We start from the raw sequence: 18,459 nt of genomic DNA, 5'->3' as shown, positions 1-18,459 counted from the left end.
CTGGGTACGTCTATTGAGCGTCTGTCTTCCGGTCTGCGTATCAACAGCGCCAAAGACGATGCTGCTGGCCAGGCGATTGCCAACCGCTTTACCTCTAACATCAATGGCCTGACCGTTGCTGCACGTAACGCTAACGACGGTATCTCTCTGGCGCAGACCGCTGAAGGTGCGCTGAGCGAAATCAACAACAACCTGCAGCGAGTGCGTGACCTGACCGTTCAGGCGCAGAACAGCTCTAACTCTGCAAGCGATATCGACTCCATCCAGGCTGAAGTTAACCAGCGTCTGGCCGAAATCGACCGCGTGAATTCACAGACTGACTTCAACGGCACCAAAATCCTGAAAAACACTGCGGCTAAAACCTTTGATTTCCAGGTCGGCTCCAAAGATGGTGAAACCATCAGTATCACCATGAACGACAGCTCTAAATGGAACCTGTACAATGCAACGGGTACGGCTGGTACAGGGAATGCTAACGTAGCTTCAGGTGATCGTAAGGTAACAGCGAGCGGTTTTGATGTCCTGACCCCAACAGGCACTTCAGGTACCCCGGTTGTAACCACAGGTGCGCTGTCCACTATCGATGATGCCATTAAAGCGGTAGATACTCAGCGCAGCCTGCTGGGTGCGTCTCAGAACCGTTTCGAATCCACCATCACCAACCTGAACAACACGGTGAACAACCTGTCTTCTGCCCGCAGCCGTATTCAGGATTCTGACTACGCCACGGAAGTGTCGAACATGTCGCGCTCGCAGATCCTGCAGCAGGCCGGTTCTTCCGTACTGGCCCAGGCCAACCAGGTTCCGCAGACCATGCTGTCCCTGCTGCGTTAATCGCACAATGCATTGTCATAAAAGCGCCGCTTGTCGGCGCTTTTTTTTACTATTACTAATGGCTTTAAACAGCTTGTCTGCGTGGTTTAATCCGCAAGAATAACTGCATTTTATGCTCGAATTTTCGAATTTGAATTTAGTTTTATCGGTTACAGTGGAGGTTTGAAAACCTATTGATGCGCTGTCTGCGGTACATCTTACTAAGCCAAGGGAAAAAATATGCCCCGGATTCTTATCACCGCCAACCACCTCGAAAAGCTTCATGAATGTGAAATCGCAACATTGGAAATAACTGAATATTTTCTTGAGCAGGGCTGGCATGTTGATGTTTTTACGCACCTAATCGGCGGCGAGTTTGAACAGTTATTCCTTCAACTAAATCACCAGGAGCGGTTATTGCTCACTGATGATGATCATTATCCCTTTAACTGGGATTACGATATCGTGTGGTTGCAGCATTGTGTAATAAATACATGGTTACGTGAGTACATCCATGAAAAGGGAATCCATACGCGATTAATTTTTAATTACATGTCATCCTTTTTAACGCTTGACTTGCCGCTTTCGGGTATACCCGAAAATGACATAGCTTATCGCATCATAGCTGTCTCTTATGAATGCCGAGATGCATTAGTTGAAAAAGGAATTAATTCTCAAAAAATCACATTGTTTGATAACCCAGTACCCGAGGGTTTTATTTCTGCTGACGCTGAAATACCCTCATTAGAATTGAAGAAAGCATTATTTATATCTCATCACCGCCCCCCTGAGCTTGACGCTACAATAAAAACCCTTGAAGAACAAGGGATTGAGTGTGTGCTCGTCGGTGAAAGTGATATGCAACTTAGAGTTACACCTGAATTGATCAGTAAATATGACTTGGTCATTACAAGTGGAAAAATGGTACAATATTCTTTAATTGCTGGTGTTCCGGTATATATTTATGATATCTATGGTGGAGATGGTTATCTTAGCTCTAAAAATTTCGACCAGTCTCACTACTATAATTTTTCTGGTCGTGCGAAAAAAAATAAATATAGTGGCGACGAGATATGTAAAGAAATTATCTCAGGCTATGAGGAAGCATGTGATTTCGTTGTGGCCAATCATGATAGTTTTGTACGTCGCTGGAATTTGAATGAAAAAATATCTGAATTACTAGATTTAGATACAAATACTTCATTTGTCCAATTCAATGAAACTATTAGCCGTGAAATAGGTTTGCATAATAAAAAATTAAGAAAGTTAGCCGAGCCTAAATGGTCATACAGTAAATGGTACAGTTCTGTCCAGGATAGTCAAAAACGTCTTGACTCAGTAGAGTATATCCTAAGGAAAAATGACGCATTAATTCCCATAGATATTATTATTGATTGTACGAAAGATGAGTTAGATGTTCAGGCCACGCTGTCGAGCATAGCTAATCAGCAATATAAAGTCAATAAAACTTGGTTACTTCAGATTGATTCTACTGGGAAGCAATATGTTGAGGTTATTAATGAAGCAAAACGTAGTCGCCTCGATGTGAAATTGAATGAAGTTATTTTAGAAGTGAAATCAGCAGTGGTTTTGTTTATTGAAGCTGGCGACATCCTTTTCACTCATACTTTGCTTGATATAGCTGAAGTAAAAGCGTTACAACCTCATATAAAAGCATTTTATTTTGATGAGGAAGTTTATGATGGTGAAGGTAAATCTCATCCACTATTGAAGCCCGACATTAATATCGATTTATTAAGAAGTTATCCCTATATCGGTAAAATGCTTGCATTTGATGTCGCATCATTAAATACAACCTGCGCTTTTAATGAACATTATTGCGAGTTTTTACCCATCTCGATGTTGATTAATCTTATCGAGGAGCAGGGGCTTAAGGCTATTGGGCATATCAGTAAAGTCTGTTACCGGACTAAAACATCAAGCCTTTCTTGGCTAAATAATTGTAATATAAATCATTATGAAAAATTGGTGAGTGAGCATCTACTTAAACTCAATATAAATGCGACAATTGAAACAGTATATATCAATCATAATCTTTCATTGAATGTTAAATATAAATATATTCCAGGTCAGACAGCTTCAATTATTATCATTGCGAATGATGATGTTAAGACTTTGAGCGCTTGTGTTGAGAAGGTTTTAGAATTAACTGAAGGCATTGCCTTTGAAGTTGTCCTTGTTTTCCATAATGGCTTAAGTGTGGAAGTAATAAAGTACCTTCAAAAATTAGCTGATCTGGACATACCGCAGATTAAAATTCTTGAATGGCATGGTGAATACTGCTGGCCAGCCATGAATAATATGGCTATTCATGAAAGTCAAGGTGATATTGTTGTCTTTATGAATCCGGATATGTTAATTGTTGAGTCTGACTGGCTTAGGTCGCTTGTAGCTTATTTTGTACGCCCAGAAATAGGTTTGGTTGGACCGAAAATTATCGATCAAGATGCCAGGGTCATTGGTGCCGGCATGGTACTGGGAATGAATGGAAGTGTTGGTAGAATATTCGAAGGTGAATCCACTGCTGCCGCTGGTTATCTGAACCGATTACAGCTCGCTAATAACATTAGTGCATTAACGCATGAATGTTTATTAGTTCGAAAAAATGTTTTTTTGGAACTGTCTGGATTCAATTCTAACGATTTTGCTGCGGGTTATAGCGAAGTGGATCTTGCGCTGAGGCTGTCACAAAACGGTTATTGTCACGTATTTGTACCTTCTGTCAGAGTCGTATGTCTGCAGACTGCTTCTGGCAGTTATCGTGAAAGCGATGCGAGTTTGCAAGAGCGGTTATATGAAAAATGGCTTCCTTCATTGCATTCAGATCCTGCTTATAACCGAAATTTAAGTCGGCATTCGCCTGGATTCGAATTATCGCCATACCTCGCAGACGTGCATGGTAGTCTTCCGGGACGACCACTCCCAGTCGTCATTGCCAATAATATTGATCGGCATGGTTGCGGATATTATCGTGTTATCCATCCCTTTAACGCGTTATCTAATGAGTTATATATAGAAGGCGGGGCAAGTGATACTTTTCTTAAGATTCCTGATCTTGCCGAATTTAATCCTGACATCATCCTTGTTCAACCTGGCGCGCGTCGGGGACTTGCACATTATATTGAAATAATAAAAAAATTTACAGATGCAAAAATAGTACTTGATTATGATGATTATTCACCTAACATTCCTGTGCGCAGTGCGGTCCGTAATTTAATTAAACAGGATATTATTAAAGATATCCGCAAAGATTGCCAGTTGGCGGACAGAATCGTGGTCTCTACGCCCGCGTTGGCAGAAGAGTTTTTCCGTTTTTCAGACTCCGTAGTAGTCGCACCTAACGGCTTACCTCGCGAAATATGGGGGAACCTCAAATCGCGCCGGCGGGTGGGTCAAAAATTACGTGTCGGCTGGGCTGGAGGCGCAACTCATGCCGGGGATTTGTCCATCCTCAAACCTCTGATGAAAGCGTTTGAAAATGAAATACAGTGGGTATTTATGGGGATGCAGCCTGAAGGAATTAAGTGTGAATACCATAAAGGGGTACCTATCCAGGTTTATCCAGAAAAGCTTGCTAGTCTCGACCTTGATTTGGCTCTGGTCCCCCTGGAGATGAATCAGTTTAATGTCTGTAAAAGTAACTTACGCTTGCTTGAACTAGGCGCATGTGGCATTCCAGTAATATGCACGGATATAGAGCCTTACCGATGCGGCTTACCTGTGACATTAGTAAAAAACGAGTTCACACAATGGGTTAATGCTCTAAAAGATCATATCCATAATCCGGATACTCTCCCGGTTATGGGAGATAAGCTTAGAGAAGCAATTTTTGAGCGCTGGATGCTTGAAGGCGCGCTTTTAAAGACCTGGAATGATGCCTGGACTAGCTGATTGACGGCAGTGCAATCTATTAAGTTAACTTGCCGGAACGAATCGTACTAACTCTTTTGTACGATTCGTTTTTATTTCATGTAGCAAACTTTTTCCGTTTTCAAGATCAAATGTGCAGTTTTTTTATTTTAATTAACTCGCTGTTTTTGCTTTTCAAAGTTGTGTTTATTTAACATTTTACGCTGCTGTCTACAAAAACACGTCTTTTTTGTGGCCTATTCCCCCGATTAAAACCACTGCAGAATCGGATAATCATGCCGATAACTCATTAACGCAGGGCTGTTTATCGTGAATTCTCTCTATACCGCTGAAGGTGTAATGGATAAACACTCGCTGTGGCAGCGTTATGTACCTCTTGTGCGGCATGAAGCATTGCGCCTACAGGTGCGTTTGCCGGCGAGTGTGGAACTGGACGACCTGCTACAGGCGGGCGGCATCGGTCTACTGAATGCAGTGGACAGATATGACGCTCTGCAAGGAACAGCATTTACCACTTACGCAGTACAGCGTATTCGTGGCGCTATGTTGGACGAATTGCGCAGCCGCGATTGGGTGCCGCGCAGCGTTCGGCGTAATGCCCGCGAAGTGGCGCAGGCGATGGGGCAACTTGAGCAAGAACTGGGGCGTAACGCGACGGAGACGGAAGTGTCGCAGCGTCTTGGAATTCCTGTAGAGGAGTACCGTCAGATGCTGCTTGATACCAATAATAGCCAGCTTTTCTCCTATGATGAATGGCGAGAAGAGCACGGCGACAGTATCGAGCTGGTGACTGACGATCATCAACAGGAAAACCCGTTATTCCAGTTAATGGAAAGCAATTTACGTCACCGGGTTATGGAAGCGATTGAATCGCTGCCGGAGCGTGAACAGCTGGTCCTGACACTGTACTACCAGGAAGAACTCAATCTCAAAGAGATTGGCGCCGTTCTGGAAGTCGGGGAATCACGAGTGAGCCAGCTTCATAGTCAGGCCATCAAGCGCTTACGTACCAAGCTGGGTAAGTTATAGGTCGGTGATTCTGCACCGCTCCTGGTAAATGCTGAACAACGCGTTGACAACCAGGAGTTATCATGACGGTGCAGCAACCAAAAAGACGGCCTCTAAGCCGCTACCTAAAAGACTTTAAACACAGCCAAACGCATTGCGCCCATTGCCACAAGCTGCTTGATCGCATCACGCTGGTACGTCGGGGGGAAATCGTGAATAAAATCGCGATTTCACGCCTGGATATGCTGTTGGATGAGGCGGCCTGGCAACTCGAGCAAAAAGAGTGGGTTGCACTCTGTCGTTTCTGCGGCGATCTGCACTGCAAAGAGCAGAGCGACTTCTTTGATATCATCGGTTTTAAACAATATCTCTTCGAACAAACCGAGATGAGCCACGGTACCGTACGCGAATATGTCGTGCGTTTGCGCCGCCTCGGCAACCATCTCAGCGCCCTTAATATCTCCCGTGAGCTGCTGGAAGACGGGTTCCTCGACGAAAATCTGGAACCGTGGTTACCCACCACCAGCACTAATAACTATCGGATTGCGTTACGCAAATATGCGCAGTTTAAAAGCCAGATGCGGTTTGCCCCGGTGCAAAAAATCGCGGTCGGCGCAACATCTGATATATATTAAAAAGGAATAAGTTGTAGCTGAGTGGTGCTTGTACTTACTGGCAGGCATCTTACACTACAGCCAATTACTTGACTGGGGTAACTATGAAACTAGCACTTTTGGGACGTCAGGCGCTGATGGGTGTGATGGCTGTCGCGCTGGTAGCAGGCATGAGCGTGAAAACCTTCGCAGCGGAAAACTTGCTGAATAAAGTTAAAGAGCGCGGCACGCTGCTGGTGGGACTTGAAGGGACTTACCCGCCGTTCAGTTTCCAGGGCGACGATGGCAAGCTGACCGGTTTTGAAGTGGAATTTGCCGAAGCGCTGGCGCAGCACCTGGGGGTGAAAGCCTCCCTCAAGCCGACCAAATGGGACGGCATGCTGGCGTCGCTGGACTCAAAACGCATCGATGTGGTGATTAACCAGGTGACCATCTCCGATGAGCGTAAGAAAAAATACGACTTCTCAACGCCCTATACCGTTTCCGGTATTCAGGCGCTGGTGAAAAAAGGGAACGAAGCAGGGATTAAATCTGCGGCGGACCTGAAAGGCAAAAAAGTGGGCGTCGGTCTGGGCACCAACTATGAAGAGTGGCTGCGCCAGAACGTGCAGGGTGTTGATATTCGCACCTATGACGATGACCCGACCAAATATCAGGATCTGCGCGTAGGCCGTATTGATGCCATTCTGGTGGATCGCCTGGCCGCGCTGGATCTGGTGAAGAAAACGAAAGATACGCTGGCGGTAGCGGGTAACGCCTTCTCACGTCAGGAAGCCGGCGTTGCGGTGCGTAAAGGCAACGAGGATCTGCTAAAAGCTATCGACGCGGCGATTGCCGATATGCAAAAAGATGGCACCATGAAAACGCTGTCGGAAAAATGGTTTGGCGCGGACGTCACGAAGTAATCGTGACCCGCTAAAAAAAGGCGCTTAATCAAGCGCCTTTTTTATTTAAGCCGGGTTAGCATGCATAATTAACACCCTTGCTTACGTTAGCCGATTTTCGGAGGTTGTATGCCGTTGCACAATTTAACCCGCTTTCCGCGCCTCGAACTGATTGGCGCACCGACACCGTTGGAGTATCTGCCGCGGCTTTCCGACTATCTGGGGCGCGAAATTTTTATCAAACGCGACGATGTCACGCCGGTGGCGATGGGCGGTAATAAGCTGCGCAAACTCGAATTTCTGGCCGCCGACGCGCTGCGCGAAGGGGCGGATACGCTGATTACCGCCGGGGCGATTCAGTCTAACCATGTGCGCCAGACGGCGGCGGTAGCGGCGAAACTCGGGCTGCACTGCGTTGCGCTACTGGAAAATCCGATTGGCACCACTGCTGAAAACTATCTGACCAACGGTAACCGCTTGCTGCTTGGCCTGTTTGATACGCAAATTGAAATGTGCGATGCGCTAAACAATCCCGCCGCGCAACTGGAAGAACTGGCAACCCGCGTTGAAGCGCAGGGATTTCGCCCATACGTGATCCCTGTTGGCGGGTCAAACGCGCTGGGGGCGATGGGCTATGTTGAAAGCGCGCTGGAGATAGCCCAACAGTGTGAAGGGGCGGTGGCGCTTTCGTCAGTGATTGTTGCTTCCGGTAGCGCCGGTACTCACGCCGGGCTGGCGGTCGGCCTTGAACATCTGATGCCCGAGGTTGAGCTTATCGGCGTTACGGTATCAAGAAGTATTGCGGATCAAAAACCGAAAGTGGTCACGCTGCAGCAGGAGATAGCCCAGGCGCTGGACGTACCGGCCCGGGCCGATATTACGCTTTGGGATGATTACTTTGCTCCCGGCTACGGCACGCCGAATGAGGAAGGCATGGAAGCCGTCAAACTGCTGGCCCGGCTGGAAGGGATTTTGCTCGATCCGGTTTATACCGGAAAAGCGATGGCCGGCTTGCTGGATGGTATTGAACAGCATCGTTTTAAAGATAACGGGCCGATTCTGTTTATCCATACGGGCGGTGCGCCGGCGCTGTTTGCCTATCATCCCCATGTTTAACCTTCTCGCAGAGCAAAAATAATGCAAGAGAGTCTTCAACTGGTTATCGACTCCGCGCCGTATCTGTTAAAGGGCGCGGTATTTACGCTGCAACTCAGCATTGGCGGTATGTTTTTTGGTCTACTGCTGGGCTTTATACTGGCGTTGATGCGCATGTCGTCGCTGCTGCCGGTTCGCTGGCTGGCGCGTTTTTATATCTCTATCTTTCGCGGTACGCCGCTTATCGCCCAGCTATTTATGATCTATTACGGCCTGCCGCAGTTTGGCATTGAGCTGGATCCTATCCCGTCAGCGATGATTGGCCTGTCATTGAATACGGCGGCTTATGCGGCGGAAACCCTGCGCGCGGCAATCTCGTCCATTGATAAAGGTCAGTGGGAAGCGGCGGCCAGTATCGGCATGACACGCTGGCAGACCTTGCGCCGCGCGATCCTGCCGCAGGCGGCGCGCGTGGCGCTTCCGCCGCTGAGTAACAGTTTTATTAGCCTGGTTAAAGATACCTCCCTTGCTGCCACCATTCAGGTGCCGGAGCTGTTTCGCCAGGCGCAGCTGGTAACCTCCCGTACGCTGGAAGTGTTCACTATGTACCTGGCGGCATCCCTGATCTATTGGGTGATGGCGACGGTCCTTTCCACCCTGCAAAACTATTTTGAGAACCAGCTTAACCGTCAGGAGCGTGACCCTAAATGAGTGCTATCGACGTGAAAAACCTGGTGAAAACCTTCCATGGGCAGACCGTGCTGCACGGTATTGATCTTGAGGTGAAGCAGGGGGAAGTGGTGGCGATTATCGGGCCGAGCGGTTCCGGTAAAACCACTTTTTTGCGCTGTATAAACCTGCTGGAACAGCCCGACAGCGGCACGATTCGCGTCGGCGATATCGATATTGATAATGCGCGTCCCCTCAGCCAGCAAAAAGCCGCTATTCGTCTGTTACGCCAGCGGGTCGGTTTTGTATTCCAGAATTTCAATCTGTTTCCGCACCGCACGGTGCTGGAAAACATTATTGAAGGGCCGGTGATTGTTAAAGGCGAACCCAAGGAAGAGGCCGCAGGGCGCGCGCGCGAACTGCTGGTTAAAGTTGGATTGAGTGGCAAAGAGAGCAGCTACCCGCGACGTTTATCCGGCGGGCAGCAGCAGCGCGTCGCGATAGCCCGTGCGCTGGCCATGCGTCCGGATGTGATCCTGTTTGATGAGCCAACGTCGGCCCTCGATCCTGAGCTGGTGGGTGAAGTGCTGAATACCATTCGCCAGCTGGCGCAGGAAAAACGCACTATGGTGATTGTGACCCATGAGATGAGTTTTGCCCGCGACGTTGCCGATCGGGCAATCTTTATGGATCAGGGACGCATTGTTGAGCAGGGGCCGGCGAAAGCGCTGTTTGCCGATCCGCAGCATCCACGCACGCGTCAGTTTTTGGAAAAATTCCTTATGCAGTAAAGCCAACGTGATTCAGCCCACATCATGGCTGAATCACGTTAATTTCACTTAAGTCAAAACCGTGTCTGAATAATACCCGCAGTGAGCAGGACGGATATTTTCCTGTCATAAACGCCTGTCCATTATTCCCTACTAATGATGCCGTTAACGCTGGTGTTAAACACAACTTATTTCCGTCCGTATCGATATTTTATATTAATAATTAAGTTTTATGTGTTAGCTTAATGTATACAAAATAATGATTATTAAAGTCAGGGGTATTACCGGTCGGTATGCAGGAACTTGAATTCTTTACCTGGCGTCGCGACATGATGTTGCGGTTCCAGGAGATAACAACGGCTAAAGATGTTTATTCAGAGTTACAGCGGCAAACACAGCTGCTGGAATTCGATTATTTTTCGCTTTGCATTCGCCATCCGGTGCCTTTCACCCGGCCGAAACTGAGCGTAGAAACCTCTTATCCGCACGCATGGATGGCGCATTATCAGGCAGAGAATTATTTTGTTATTGATCCCGTATTGAAGGCGGAAAACTTCATTCAGGGACATTTGCCATGGAATGACGCACTGTTTAATGATGCGATGGTATTGTGGGATGCGGCGCGGGATCACGGATTACGCAAAGGTATTTCGCAATGTCTGATGCTGCCTAATCATGCGATGGGCTTTTTGTCCGTCTCGCGCACCAGCCTGCTTGGCAAAATGATGGCGGATGATGAAATTGAGCTGCGCTTACAAACGCTGGTGCAGTTGAGTTTACTCACATTGACCCGTCTTGAAGACCATACTGTGCTGGCGCCGGAAATGAAATTCAGTAAGCGCGAACGCGAAATCCTCAAGTGGACGGCGGAAGGTAAGACCTCGGCGGAAATTGCCATTATCTTATCTATTTCCGAAAACACCGTTAATTTCCATCAAAAAAATATGCAAAAGAAATTTAACGCGCCAAATAAAACGCAGATTGCCTGCTATGCAGCTGCGACGGGGATGATTTAATTCGCTAACCTCACCGAATAGCGTGCACCGGCTGCCCGTTTTGCTGGCAGCCGGTAACCATTTACTGGCGGTAAGCTTGTTTAATTTGCTTAACAGTACCGGAAAAGAGCGTAGCCTGAGCTTCATCTTCCATTTGTGCGATTTGCTTTTCCATTTTTAGGATTACGCGCCCGGCATCTGCCTGGCCCATTGCCTGCAGCATCAGCGTAATCATTGATTTCAGGCAGGAGACTTCCAGCGCCAGTTGCTGGGCATTATCAGCGGTGGAAAAATCAGGTGTGCTCAATTTACTTTCCTCGTTACGGTGTCGCGTTACGGCGCGACGATCACTGTCAAAGCGGCGGAGTATACCATAAGGATGGCGAAAGAGAGCAGTGGTTGTTTTTTGATCATTAATATCAGTTTATTAAATTAAAGGTGGCGCTAATATCCATCCATGCTTTTAATAACAGAAGAATATATTTTTCCCACAGCATTATTCACCGTTAATTATTGGAACTTATAGAGCCTGCTAATTGTTTTTCTCAGACCACGGCGAATTTTTCGTAACATTTTGAAAAGATGTAGTAAAACTTTTTTAGCGCTGCGCTTAAAAACAGTGCAAAAAATTGTCTTGCTCACCACAGACCGATTAGCAAAACGCGAACAAAATCGACGGTCAGTGGTTTTTTAACCTTCCATTACTGCGTAAAAAAAAGTTAATATATGAGAAATCAGGCTTTAGTCGCATTATCCCTATTTCCGGAGATACTCCATTGATCAACGTCCTACTTGTTGATGACCATGAACTCGTGCGCGCAGGGATACGACGCATTCTTGAAGATATTAAGGGCATTAAAGTTATCGGCGAGGTCAACTGCGGTGAGGATGCCATTAAATGGTGTCGCGCTAATCCTGTTGACGTGGTGCTGATGGATATGAACATGCCGGGTATCGGTGGTCTTGAAGCGACGCGGAAAATCGCCCGCAGCAATACCGATACCAAAGTGATTATGCTTACTGTCCATACTGAAAACCCGCTGCCGGCAAAAGTGATGCAGGCGGGCGCTGCAGGCTACCTCAGCAAAGGCGCCGCGCCGCAGGAAGTGGTAAATGCTATCCGCTTCGTCCAGTCCGGTCAGCGCTATATTGCCTCTGATATTGCTCAGCAAATGGCGCTGAGCCAAATCGAACCCGAAAAAACCGATTCCCCGTTTGATAGTTTGTCTGAACGCGAATTGCAGATTATGCTGATGATCACTAAAGGCCAGAAGGTCAATGAGATCTCGGAACAGCTACATCTGAGCCCGAAAACGGTGAATAGCTATCGCTACAGGATGTTCAGTAAACTGAACATTCACGGCGACGTCGAACTGACGCACCTCGCTATTCGCCATGGGTTGTGCAATGCGGAGACGTTAATAAGTCAGTGACTGAAGTTTTTGATTCGAAAGCATTTCTTAAAACGGTTACCAGCAAACCCGGCGTCTATCGTATGTATGATGCCGGCGGTACGGTTATCTATGTCGGTAAAGCAAAAGATCTGAAAAAGCGGCTTTCCAGCTACTTTCGCAGCAATCTGGCCTCACGAAAAACCGAAGCGCTGGTGGCGCAGATACAGCAGATTGATGTCACCGTGACCCACACGGAAACCGAAGCGCTGCTGCTTGAGCATAACTACATCAAGCTGTACCAGCCCCGGTATAACGTGCTGCTGCGCGATGATAAATCCTATCCGTTTATCTTTCTCAGCGGTGATACCCATCCCCGTCTTTCTATGCATCGCGGCGCAAAACATGCGAAAGGGGAGTACTTTGGTCCTTTCCCTAACGGCTACGCGGTGCGTGAAACGCTGGCGCTGCTGCAGAAAATTTTCCCGATTCGTCAGTGCGAAAACAGCGTCTACCGCAACCGATCGCGCCCCTGTTTGCAATATCAAATTGGCCGCTGCCTGGGGCCGTGCGTCGCCGGGCTGGTCAGCGAAGAGGAGTATGCGCAGCAGGTTGAATACGTGCGCCTGTTCCTGGCCGGTAAAGACGATCAGGTGCTGACGCAGCTGATTGCCCGCATGGAAAAAGCCAGCCAGTTGCTGGAGTTTGAAGAAGCGGCGCGGGTGCGGGATCAAATTCAGGCGGTGCGACGCGTCACGGAAAAACAGTTCGTCTCTAACACCGGCGAGGATCTGGACGTGATTGGCGTGGCGTTTGACGCCGGTATGGCCTGCGTGCATGTGCTGTTTATCCGCCAGGGCAAAGTGCTGGGTAGCCGCAGCTATTTTCCAAAGGTGCCGGGCGGGACAGAGCTGGGTGAAGTGGTGGAGACCTTTGTCGGCCAGTTCTACCTGCAGGGCAGCCAGATGCGTACGCTGCCGGGCGAAATTCTGCTCGACTTCAACCTCAACGATAAAACCCTGCTCAGCGATTCCCTTTCCGAGCTTGCCGGGCGACGGGTGAATGTGCAGACAAAACCGCGCGGCGATCGCGCTCGTTACCTGAAGCTGGCGCGTACTAACGCGGCCACGGCGCTCGGTACCAAACTTTCGCAGCAGTCAACGATTCACCAGCGGTTGGCCGCCCTTGCCAACGTGCTGGAGCTGCCGGAAGTGAAACGTATGGAGTGTTTCGATATCAGTCACACCATGGGTGAGCAGACCGTTGCCTCCTGCGTGGTATTTGACGCTAACGGGCCGGTGCGTGCGGAGTATCGCCGTTACAATATTACCGGCATTACGCCGGGCGATGATTACGCAGCGATGAACCAGGTGCTGCGTCGCCGCTATGGCAAAGCGATCGAAGAGAGCAAGATCCCGGACGTTATCCTTATCGATGGCGGGAAAGGGCAGCTGGGGCAGGCGAAAGCCGTGTTTGCCGAGCTGGACGTTCCCTGGGATAAAAACCGGCCGTTGTTGCTTGGCGTCGCCAAAGGGGCGGATCGCAAAGCGGGGCTGGAAACGCTATTTTTTGAGCCGGAAGGTGAGGGCTTTAGCCTGCCACCGGATTCGCCCGCGCTGCATGTGATTCAGCATATTCGCGATGATTCCCACGATCATGCCATTAGCGGACATCGTAAAAAACGTGCGAAAGTGAAAAACACCAGTTCCCTGGAAACGATTGAAGGCGTAGGGCCGAAGCGGCGCCAGATGCTGTTAAAATATATGGGCGGGCTGCAAGGTTTATTGAACGCCAGCGTAGATGAAATCTCAAAAGTGCCGGGGATATCGCAAGGACTGGCAGAAAAGATCTTCTACTCGTTGAAACATTAGGGGCTCTGTAGCAACATAGAGCGAATATTTACAAACAACAGACAGTTAACGCCGCTATGCGATTTAATATTCCTACGTTGCTCACCCTATTTCGCGTCATCCTGATTCCGTTTTTTGTCCTGGCGTTTTATCTGCGTTTTCCGTGGGCGCCGTTTGTTTGTGCGCTGATTTTTCTCTGTGCGGCGGTCACCGACTGGTTTGATGGCTTTCTGGCACGGCGCTGGAACCAAAGCACCCGTTTCGGCGCGTTCCTCGATCCGGTTGCCGATAAAGTGCTGGTCGCGATTGCGATGGTGCTGGTGGCGGAGCATTATCACAGCTGGTGGGTAACCTTGCCTGCGGCCACCATGATCGCCCGTGAGATCATTATCTCTGCGCTGCGCGAATGGATGGCGGAAATGGGCAAACGCAGCCGCGTGGCCGTTTCCTGGATAGGCAAAGTCAAAACGACCTCGCAGATGGTGGCACTGGTGTGGCTGCTGTGGCGGCCGAATATCTGGGTTGAATACGCCGGGATTACGCTGTTTTTCGTTGCCGCCGTTTTAACGCTGTGGTCGATGCTGCAGTACCTCAATGCGGCGCGCGGGGATCTGCTTGAACCGTGATCGTTTCGTCGCAATTTTCAGCAAACGATCTCCGTTTTGAAAAATATCGTTGACTCAGTGCGTCAGGTAAGTAGAATGCAACGCATCGGAAGGCAGCACAGCTTGCCAGAAGATAACAAAATCAAGGGATTAGAACAAAACTTGATTATGCGGGAATAGCTCAGTTGGTAGAGCACGACCTTGCCAAGGTCGGGGTCGCGAGTTCGAGTCTCGTTTCCCGCTCCAAATTAACGCATCGGCTGGATTTAGCGGGTGCGGGTTGCAAAATCTGAAGTTTCTGGCGCGTTAGCAAAGCGGTTATGTAGCGGATTGCAAATCCGTCTAGTCCGGTTCGACTCCGGAACGCGCCTCCAATTTCCTTCCCGAGCCCGGATGGTGGAATAGGTAGACACAAGGGATTTAAAATCCCTCGGCGTTCGCGCTGTGCGGGTTCAAGTCCCGCTCCGGGTACCATGGGAAAAAAACAGAATAATCAAAGCAATAAGCAGTGTCGTAAAACCACCGAAAGGTGGTTTTTTTGTGCCTGTTTTCCGGGTTCATAATATCATTTCGTAATATTTTTCTGTCCTCCAACGACTGGAACGACAGCAATCTTACGGTCATAACGCGCAGTTTGTTCGACATTTTTATGACCTGATATTGCTTGTTTCTCGTAGATGTTCCCCTGTAGATCAGATATTCCTTTACCGGCATTGCGCGGCGGGCTGCTCACAGCATTCCTTTCGCCTGGCGTGGCAGTTGGCTCACTGGTGAAAGGTATCGGCGGTCTGGTATTGCGCCTGACCGGGCTGCCTGCCATCTGGGGGCTGATCACCACGGCGGTATCGGCCTTAGGCGGTGTGCTTTCATTTTTGCTCAGTCCGATAGGGTTGATTGGTGCGGCATTTGTGGCTGCCGGGTTGCTGATCTGGCATTTCTGGGAGCCCATTAAAGCTTATTTCCTCGGCTTTTTTAGTGGAGTCTGGCAAGCGCTGACGCCGCTGACCCTTTTAATGGAGGGGATAGGGTGGGTTCTGCAAAAGCTGGGGCTGATCCCGGTGGGGCTTGATGAAGCTAAGCGAAAAGCGGAGAGCCTGACACCCAAAGCACCGGTTATGTACGAGTGGGATCCCCAGCAGAAAAAGATGGTTCCCAAAAGCTGGAACTGGTCTCCCGATGCACCGGCGAAAACGCCTCCGCCGGTTACCACTCCGCCTGTCATCCCCGAATCGGTAACAGCGCGGCGTCTCAAGGAAATATCAGAGAACACCAAAACCACGGCTGATAACACGAAGAAGATCGGCCCCGGCGATATCGTATTCAAAAACCTGCCGCAGGCGCTGGCATTAAGTGGCGCGTACCAGGAGGCGCGGGTGATCACTCAGCCTGTACCGGGTGTTGCTGCATCGGCGGCTGGCGGGGTGCTGTCCGTTCCGTCAGCCACACAAGGGGCAGTTATTGCGCCGGTTGCAGCACCTTCCGCTGCGCCGGTGTTTCAGATCAATTTCAACGGTGTGGGAAGTAAGTCCTTGCCGGAGCTTGAAAAAATGGTGCGCGATGCCATTCGGGATGCGCTGGCCACCACCAACAGAGCTAACCGTGGTTCGTTCCGCGACCGCGATTAAGGAGCGTTTTTATGATGATGGTCTTTGGGATGTTTGTTTTTATGCTGCGCACCACACCCTATCAGCAGCTGCGTCACTCGCAGGAGTGGCGGCACGTTAAAAACGAAAGGGTTAATCAGTCTGCCAGCTGGCAATACATCGGGCGGGCGACGATACCGTGACGTTCGAGGGGGTGCTTTATCCGGAAATAACCAGCGGTAATCTGTCCCTTTCTGCACTTGAAACGATTGGCTTCGCCGGTCGGCCCTGGCCGCTGATTGAGGGGGATGGACGGATCTACGGGATGTATGTACTGACGCGCCTGGAACGCGGTAAATCTGAGTTTGACCAGTACGGCAATCCCAAAAAAATCGAATTTACCCTCAGCCTTAGCCGTGTCGATACCGATTTCAGGGAGAAATTGCAGAGCGCATCTGTCAGTGATGCGCTGGCTGAATTAAAAAACAGTGCCACAAACGCGATAAACCAAGTGAATTTATTATTGAAAATCATATTATAAAACATATTAGCAACATGAAATACTTGTCTTATGTCATTTACCATGTGGGTGACTGGCACCCACGCTAATTATTTAATAGATTTTTTTAAATAGTGTCTTATCAAATACGACATGTTTAATCATGTCACCGATGCTATATACAAGCCTGGCGAGAGCAAAGCTAGTAATGCATATTGCAACACAAAGAAAAGCATGTTCGAAACCATTGTGATGTTGCAGGTTTATCCTTCCGACAACAATATAAATTATCTGGTGGTGAAATAAAAAAGCAACGAAGGAATATTTTGATAAATATTTAACTATACGGTTTGTAACTTTCCCTCTCATAAATAAATCGTATGTCAGCATGAGCAGGATGAATGATGCTGCCATAAAAGGAATATGCCCAAGAATATCCAGACTATCATAAGAAAATGAGAAGCAAGCCCACGTAATTATTGCCAAAAAAATCACAAGGGCAATAGAGAAGCTTTTTCTCAAGTTAATTATTAATTTATCCATGTATAAGTTGATAATGAAACCACCAGTTGCAATCTCTGGAAGTCTAACAAGTGGGTTCCATGCAAATTCTTTACTCCAGAGCATAAAGTGGTCTTGCATGTACTGGTTATTACTAATAGAGATGTAAGATAGTGTAACCAGGAAAAGCAAAGTCAGATATTTATTCTTTTTATAAAACTTAAGCAATAGAGGGAATATGAAATATATAATAATTATACAGCCAGTAAACCATTCTCCTACAAGATAATATGTTCTAATTTGACTTGAGAGATATCCATCAAGGCCGGTGACTGAAAAAATAATCCTCCATACTTCCAGCTCAAAAAAAGGACGATCACGGGTAAAGAAAAATAAAATGGCAAAGAAGATATATACGACCCAAAAATAAGGAAGTAAATTAGCTATTCTTTTCTTATAAAAGCCCAGTGGTTTTATTTCTATATCCTGATAATGATAAAACAACACAGCGCCAGACAACAAAAGGAAATAAGAAACCCCAATTGCTCCGAACTTAGAAAATAATGGCCATAAGGGTTCGTGAATCCCCACCATGTCAACAATTAAATAAAAATGGAAAATAATAATTATTATTGTCGAAATGGCTCGGATGAAATGAAGATTGTATAACTCTTCTTTCGCAGCCTTTTCGTTCGTCCGCAAAGTCGTTTGTTGCATTGTAATCACTCTATTCAGTTTCTTGATAGTATTACAGGGTGTTAAATGATAATCAACTGAGTAATAAATTGTGCCGATAGCGGATTATATTCTTTCGCCTTTGCGAAACATGAGTGATAAGGGGTGTTGGTAACGGAGCAGAATGCGGTGTTGCTAACACAGTTGTATAATTATTGGTCAAAAGATTACAAGAGATTATAAAAAAACCGGCGCTATGGCCGGTTTATCAATCTGGTGCTGGCTGAATGGAATCGAACCATCGTCTTTCCGCGTACGATGCGGAAGCTCTACCACTGAGCTAAACCAGCGTTGTGCAATATAATATACATTAATTAAAAAAACTCAAATCTTTCCTGTAGTCATATCTGGCGCATTGGGCCAGATAATATGTTTTGGAAAATTTGACTGGTCAGATATATCTCTTAATGAGCGTCTGTACTTCCCCCATGCCACTTTGTCTGTGGGCGCGTCGGGTGTCATTGTCCAATCTGAATCTGCCAGCAACTTGTCTCTCTGAGCCCGAGCAGATGATGCCTGAATTTGAGTTAGCTTTTCAGAATTGGCTACTATCATT

General features: G+C 47.9%; 17 protein-coding genes, 4 tRNA genes and 2 pseudogenes. 17 read left to right on the top strand and 6 right to left on the bottom strand.

What is annotated here, in order from left to right:
• The 9 genes from RW65_RS10680 to sdiA all read left to right on the top strand — a co-directional run.
• The coding region (locus RW65_RS10680) for a flagellin N-terminal helical domain-containing protein (protein WP_039054656.1) at window positions 1-834 on the top strand (834 nt) is incomplete at its 5' end.
• A 219-nt stretch (window positions 835-1,053) separates the two neighbouring features.
• Window positions 1,054-4,725 carry a glycosyltransferase gene (locus tag RW65_RS10675; protein ID WP_039056701.1) on the top strand — a complete coding sequence of 1,224 codons (3,672 nt, stop codon included), beginning with the start codon at window positions 1,054-1,056 and terminating at the stop codon, window positions 4,723-4,725.
• A 288-nt stretch (window positions 4,726-5,013) separates the two neighbouring features.
• The gene (locus tag RW65_RS10670) at window positions 5,014-5,733 is read left to right on the top strand and encodes an RNA polymerase sigma factor FliA (protein ID WP_007371523.1); all 720 of its coding nucleotides are present in this window, start codon (window positions 5,014-5,016) and stop codon (window positions 5,731-5,733) included.
• A gap of 62 nt (window positions 5,734-5,795) precedes the next feature.
• A complete protein-coding gene (fliZ, locus tag RW65_RS10665) occupies window positions 5,796-6,347 on the top strand; it encodes a flagella biosynthesis regulatory protein FliZ (RefSeq protein WP_039056700.1) in 552 nt (183 codons plus the stop codon).
• 83 nt (window positions 6,348-6,430) lie between these two features.
• Window positions 6,431-7,231 carry a cystine ABC transporter substrate-binding protein gene (gene tcyJ, locus RW65_RS10660; RefSeq protein WP_039056699.1) on the top strand — a complete coding sequence of 267 codons (801 nt, stop codon included), beginning with the start codon at window positions 6,431-6,433 and terminating at the stop codon, window positions 7,229-7,231.
• A gap of 108 nt (window positions 7,232-7,339) precedes the next feature.
• Window positions 7,340-8,326 (top strand): D-cysteine desulfhydrase, encoded by a 987-nt coding sequence (dcyD, locus tag RW65_RS10655; protein WP_039056698.1) that lies wholly within the window; start codon window positions 7,340-7,342, stop codon window positions 8,324-8,326.
• Window positions 8,327-8,347: 21 nt separating this feature from the next.
• A complete protein-coding gene (gene tcyL / locus RW65_RS10650; protein WP_039056697.1) occupies window positions 8,348-9,016 on the top strand; it encodes a cystine ABC transporter permease in 669 nt (222 codons plus the stop codon).
• Entirely contained in the window at window positions 9,013-9,765 is a 753-nt protein-coding gene (tcyN, locus tag RW65_RS10645) for an L-cystine ABC transporter ATP-binding protein TcyN (RefSeq protein WP_039056696.1), read from the top strand. The genes tcyL and tcyN overlap by 4 nt, the downstream gene beginning before the upstream one ends.
• Window positions 9,766-10,037: 272 nt before the next feature.
• Window positions 10,038-10,760: a quorum-sensing transcriptional regulator SdiA gene (gene sdiA / locus RW65_RS10640; protein ID WP_039056695.1), complete on the top strand. Its 723-nt coding sequence runs from the start codon at window positions 10,038-10,040 to the stop codon at window positions 10,758-10,760.
• 61 nt (window positions 10,761-10,821) lie between these two features.
• Here the strand turns inward: sdiA and RW65_RS10635 are convergent, their stop codons facing one another.
• A complete protein-coding gene (locus RW65_RS10635; RefSeq protein ID WP_039056694.1) occupies window positions 10,822-11,046 on the bottom strand; it encodes a DUF2594 family protein in 225 nt (74 codons plus the stop codon).
• A gap of 26 nt (window positions 11,047-11,072) precedes the next feature.
• Complete coding sequence (locus tag RW65_RS23355; protein WP_502685554.1) at window positions 11,073-11,153, bottom strand: hypothetical protein; 81 nt, start codon at window positions 11,151-11,153, stop codon at window positions 11,073-11,075.
• Window positions 11,154-11,515: 362 nt separating this feature from the next.
• Between RW65_RS23355 and uvrY the strand changes: the two genes are divergently transcribed.
• From uvrY to RW65_RS10605, 6 genes are all read left to right on the top strand, one after another.
• The gene (gene uvrY, locus RW65_RS10630; RefSeq protein WP_039056693.1) at window positions 11,516-12,172 is read left to right on the top strand and encodes a UvrY/SirA/GacA family response regulator transcription factor; all 657 of its coding nucleotides are present in this window, start codon (window positions 11,516-11,518) and stop codon (window positions 12,170-12,172) included.
• Complete coding sequence (gene uvrC, locus RW65_RS10625) at window positions 12,169-14,001, top strand: excinuclease ABC subunit UvrC (protein WP_039056692.1); 1,833 nt, start codon at window positions 12,169-12,171, stop codon at window positions 13,999-14,001. Before uvrY ends, uvrC begins: the two co-directional genes overlap by 4 nt.
• 56 nt (window positions 14,002-14,057) lie before the next feature.
• Window positions 14,058-14,606 (top strand): CDP-diacylglycerol--glycerol-3-phosphate 3-phosphatidyltransferase, encoded by a 549-nt coding sequence (gene pgsA / locus RW65_RS10620; protein WP_039056691.1) that lies wholly within the window; start codon window positions 14,058-14,060, stop codon window positions 14,604-14,606.
• A gap of 149 nt (window positions 14,607-14,755) precedes the next feature.
• Window positions 14,756-14,831, top strand: a tRNA-Gly gene (locus tag RW65_RS10615).
• A 54-nt stretch (window positions 14,832-14,885) separates the two neighbouring features.
• A tRNA-Cys gene (locus RW65_RS10610) sits at window positions 14,886-14,959 on the top strand.
• Between the two features lie 13 nt (window positions 14,960-14,972).
• Window positions 14,973-15,059, top strand: a tRNA-Leu gene (locus RW65_RS10605).
• A 91-nt stretch (window positions 15,060-15,150) separates the two neighbouring features.
• Here the strand turns inward: RW65_RS10605 and RW65_RS22660 are convergent.
• Window positions 15,151-15,291, bottom strand: a pseudogene (locus RW65_RS22660) (integrase); the annotation flags it as partial.
• 64 nt (window positions 15,292-15,355) lie between these two features.
• On the opposite strand from RW65_RS22660, the gene RW65_RS10600 reads away from it, so the two are divergent.
• Both RW65_RS10600 and RW65_RS10595 read left to right on the top strand, forming a co-directional pair.
• On the top strand, window positions 15,356-16,210 hold the full coding sequence (locus RW65_RS10600; RefSeq protein WP_156123993.1) for a phage tail tape measure protein: 855 nt from the start codon (window positions 15,356-15,358) through the stop codon (window positions 16,208-16,210).
• 11 nt (window positions 16,211-16,221) lie between these two features.
• Window positions 16,222-16,709, top strand: a pseudogene (locus RW65_RS10595) (phage tail protein).
• Between the two features lie 72 nt (window positions 16,710-16,781).
• On the opposite strand, the gene RW65_RS10590 reads toward RW65_RS10595, so the two are convergent.
• From RW65_RS10590 to RW65_RS23220, 3 genes are all read right to left on the bottom strand, one after another.
• Window positions 16,782-17,885 carry an acyltransferase family protein gene (locus tag RW65_RS10590; protein WP_039056689.1) on the bottom strand — a complete coding sequence of 368 codons (1,104 nt, stop codon included), beginning with the start codon at window positions 17,883-17,885 and terminating at the stop codon, window positions 16,782-16,784.
• Between the two features lie 232 nt (window positions 17,886-18,117).
• Window positions 18,118-18,193 (bottom strand) — tRNA-Thr (locus RW65_RS10585).
• Between the two features lie 34 nt (window positions 18,194-18,227).
• Window positions 18,228-18,458: a tail fiber assembly protein gene (locus RW65_RS23220; RefSeq protein WP_072037743.1), complete on the bottom strand. Its 231-nt coding sequence runs from the start codon at window positions 18,456-18,458 to the stop codon at window positions 18,228-18,230.
• Between the last annotated feature and the right edge of the window lies 1 nt (window position 18,459).

Origin of the sequence: Enterobacter sp. Bisph1, from assembly GCF_000814905.1 — a bacterium.
In the GTDB taxonomy this organism is placed as follows: Bacteria; Pseudomonadota; Gammaproteobacteria; order Enterobacterales; family Enterobacteriaceae; genus Kosakonia.
This window is presented reverse-complemented; position numbering and strand designations above follow the sequence as displayed.

Bases quoted from the DNA above. Each gene is read 5' to 3' on its own strand.
- RW65_RS10675 (WP_039056701.1), top strand. From the start codon at position 1,054: ATGCCCCGGATTCTTATCACCGCCAACCACCTCGAAAAGCTTCATGAA.
- fliZ (WP_039056700.1), top strand. From the start codon at position 5,796: ATGACGGTGCAGCAACCAAAAAGACGGCCTCTAAGCCGCTACCTAAAA.
- tcyJ (WP_039056699.1), top strand. From the start codon at position 6,431: ATGAAACTAGCACTTTTGGGACGTCAGGCGCTGATGGGTGTGATGGCT.
- dcyD (WP_039056698.1), top strand. From the start codon at position 7,340: ATGCCGTTGCACAATTTAACCCGCTTTCCGCGCCTCGAACTGATTGGC.
- tcyL (WP_039056697.1), top strand. From the start codon at position 8,348: ATGCAAGAGAGTCTTCAACTGGTTATCGACTCCGCGCCGTATCTGTTA.
- tcyN (WP_039056696.1), top strand. From the start codon at position 9,013: ATGAGTGCTATCGACGTGAAAAACCTGGTGAAAACCTTCCATGGGCAG.
- sdiA (WP_039056695.1), top strand. From the start codon at position 10,038: ATGCAGGAACTTGAATTCTTTACCTGGCGTCGCGACATGATGTTGCGG.
- RW65_RS23355 (WP_502685554.1), bottom strand. From the start codon at position 11,153: ATGATCAAAAAACAACCACTGCTCTCTTTCGCCATCCTTATGGTATAC.
- pgsA (WP_039056691.1), top strand. From the start codon at position 14,058: ATGCGATTTAATATTCCTACGTTGCTCACCCTATTTCGCGTCATCCTG.
- RW65_RS10590 (WP_039056689.1), bottom strand. From the start codon at position 17,885: ATGCAACAAACGACTTTGCGGACGAACGAAAAGGCTGCGAAAGAAGAG.
- RW65_RS23220 (WP_072037743.1), bottom strand. From the start codon at position 18,458: ATGATAGTAGCCAATTCTGAAAAGCTAACTCAAATTCAGGCATCATCT.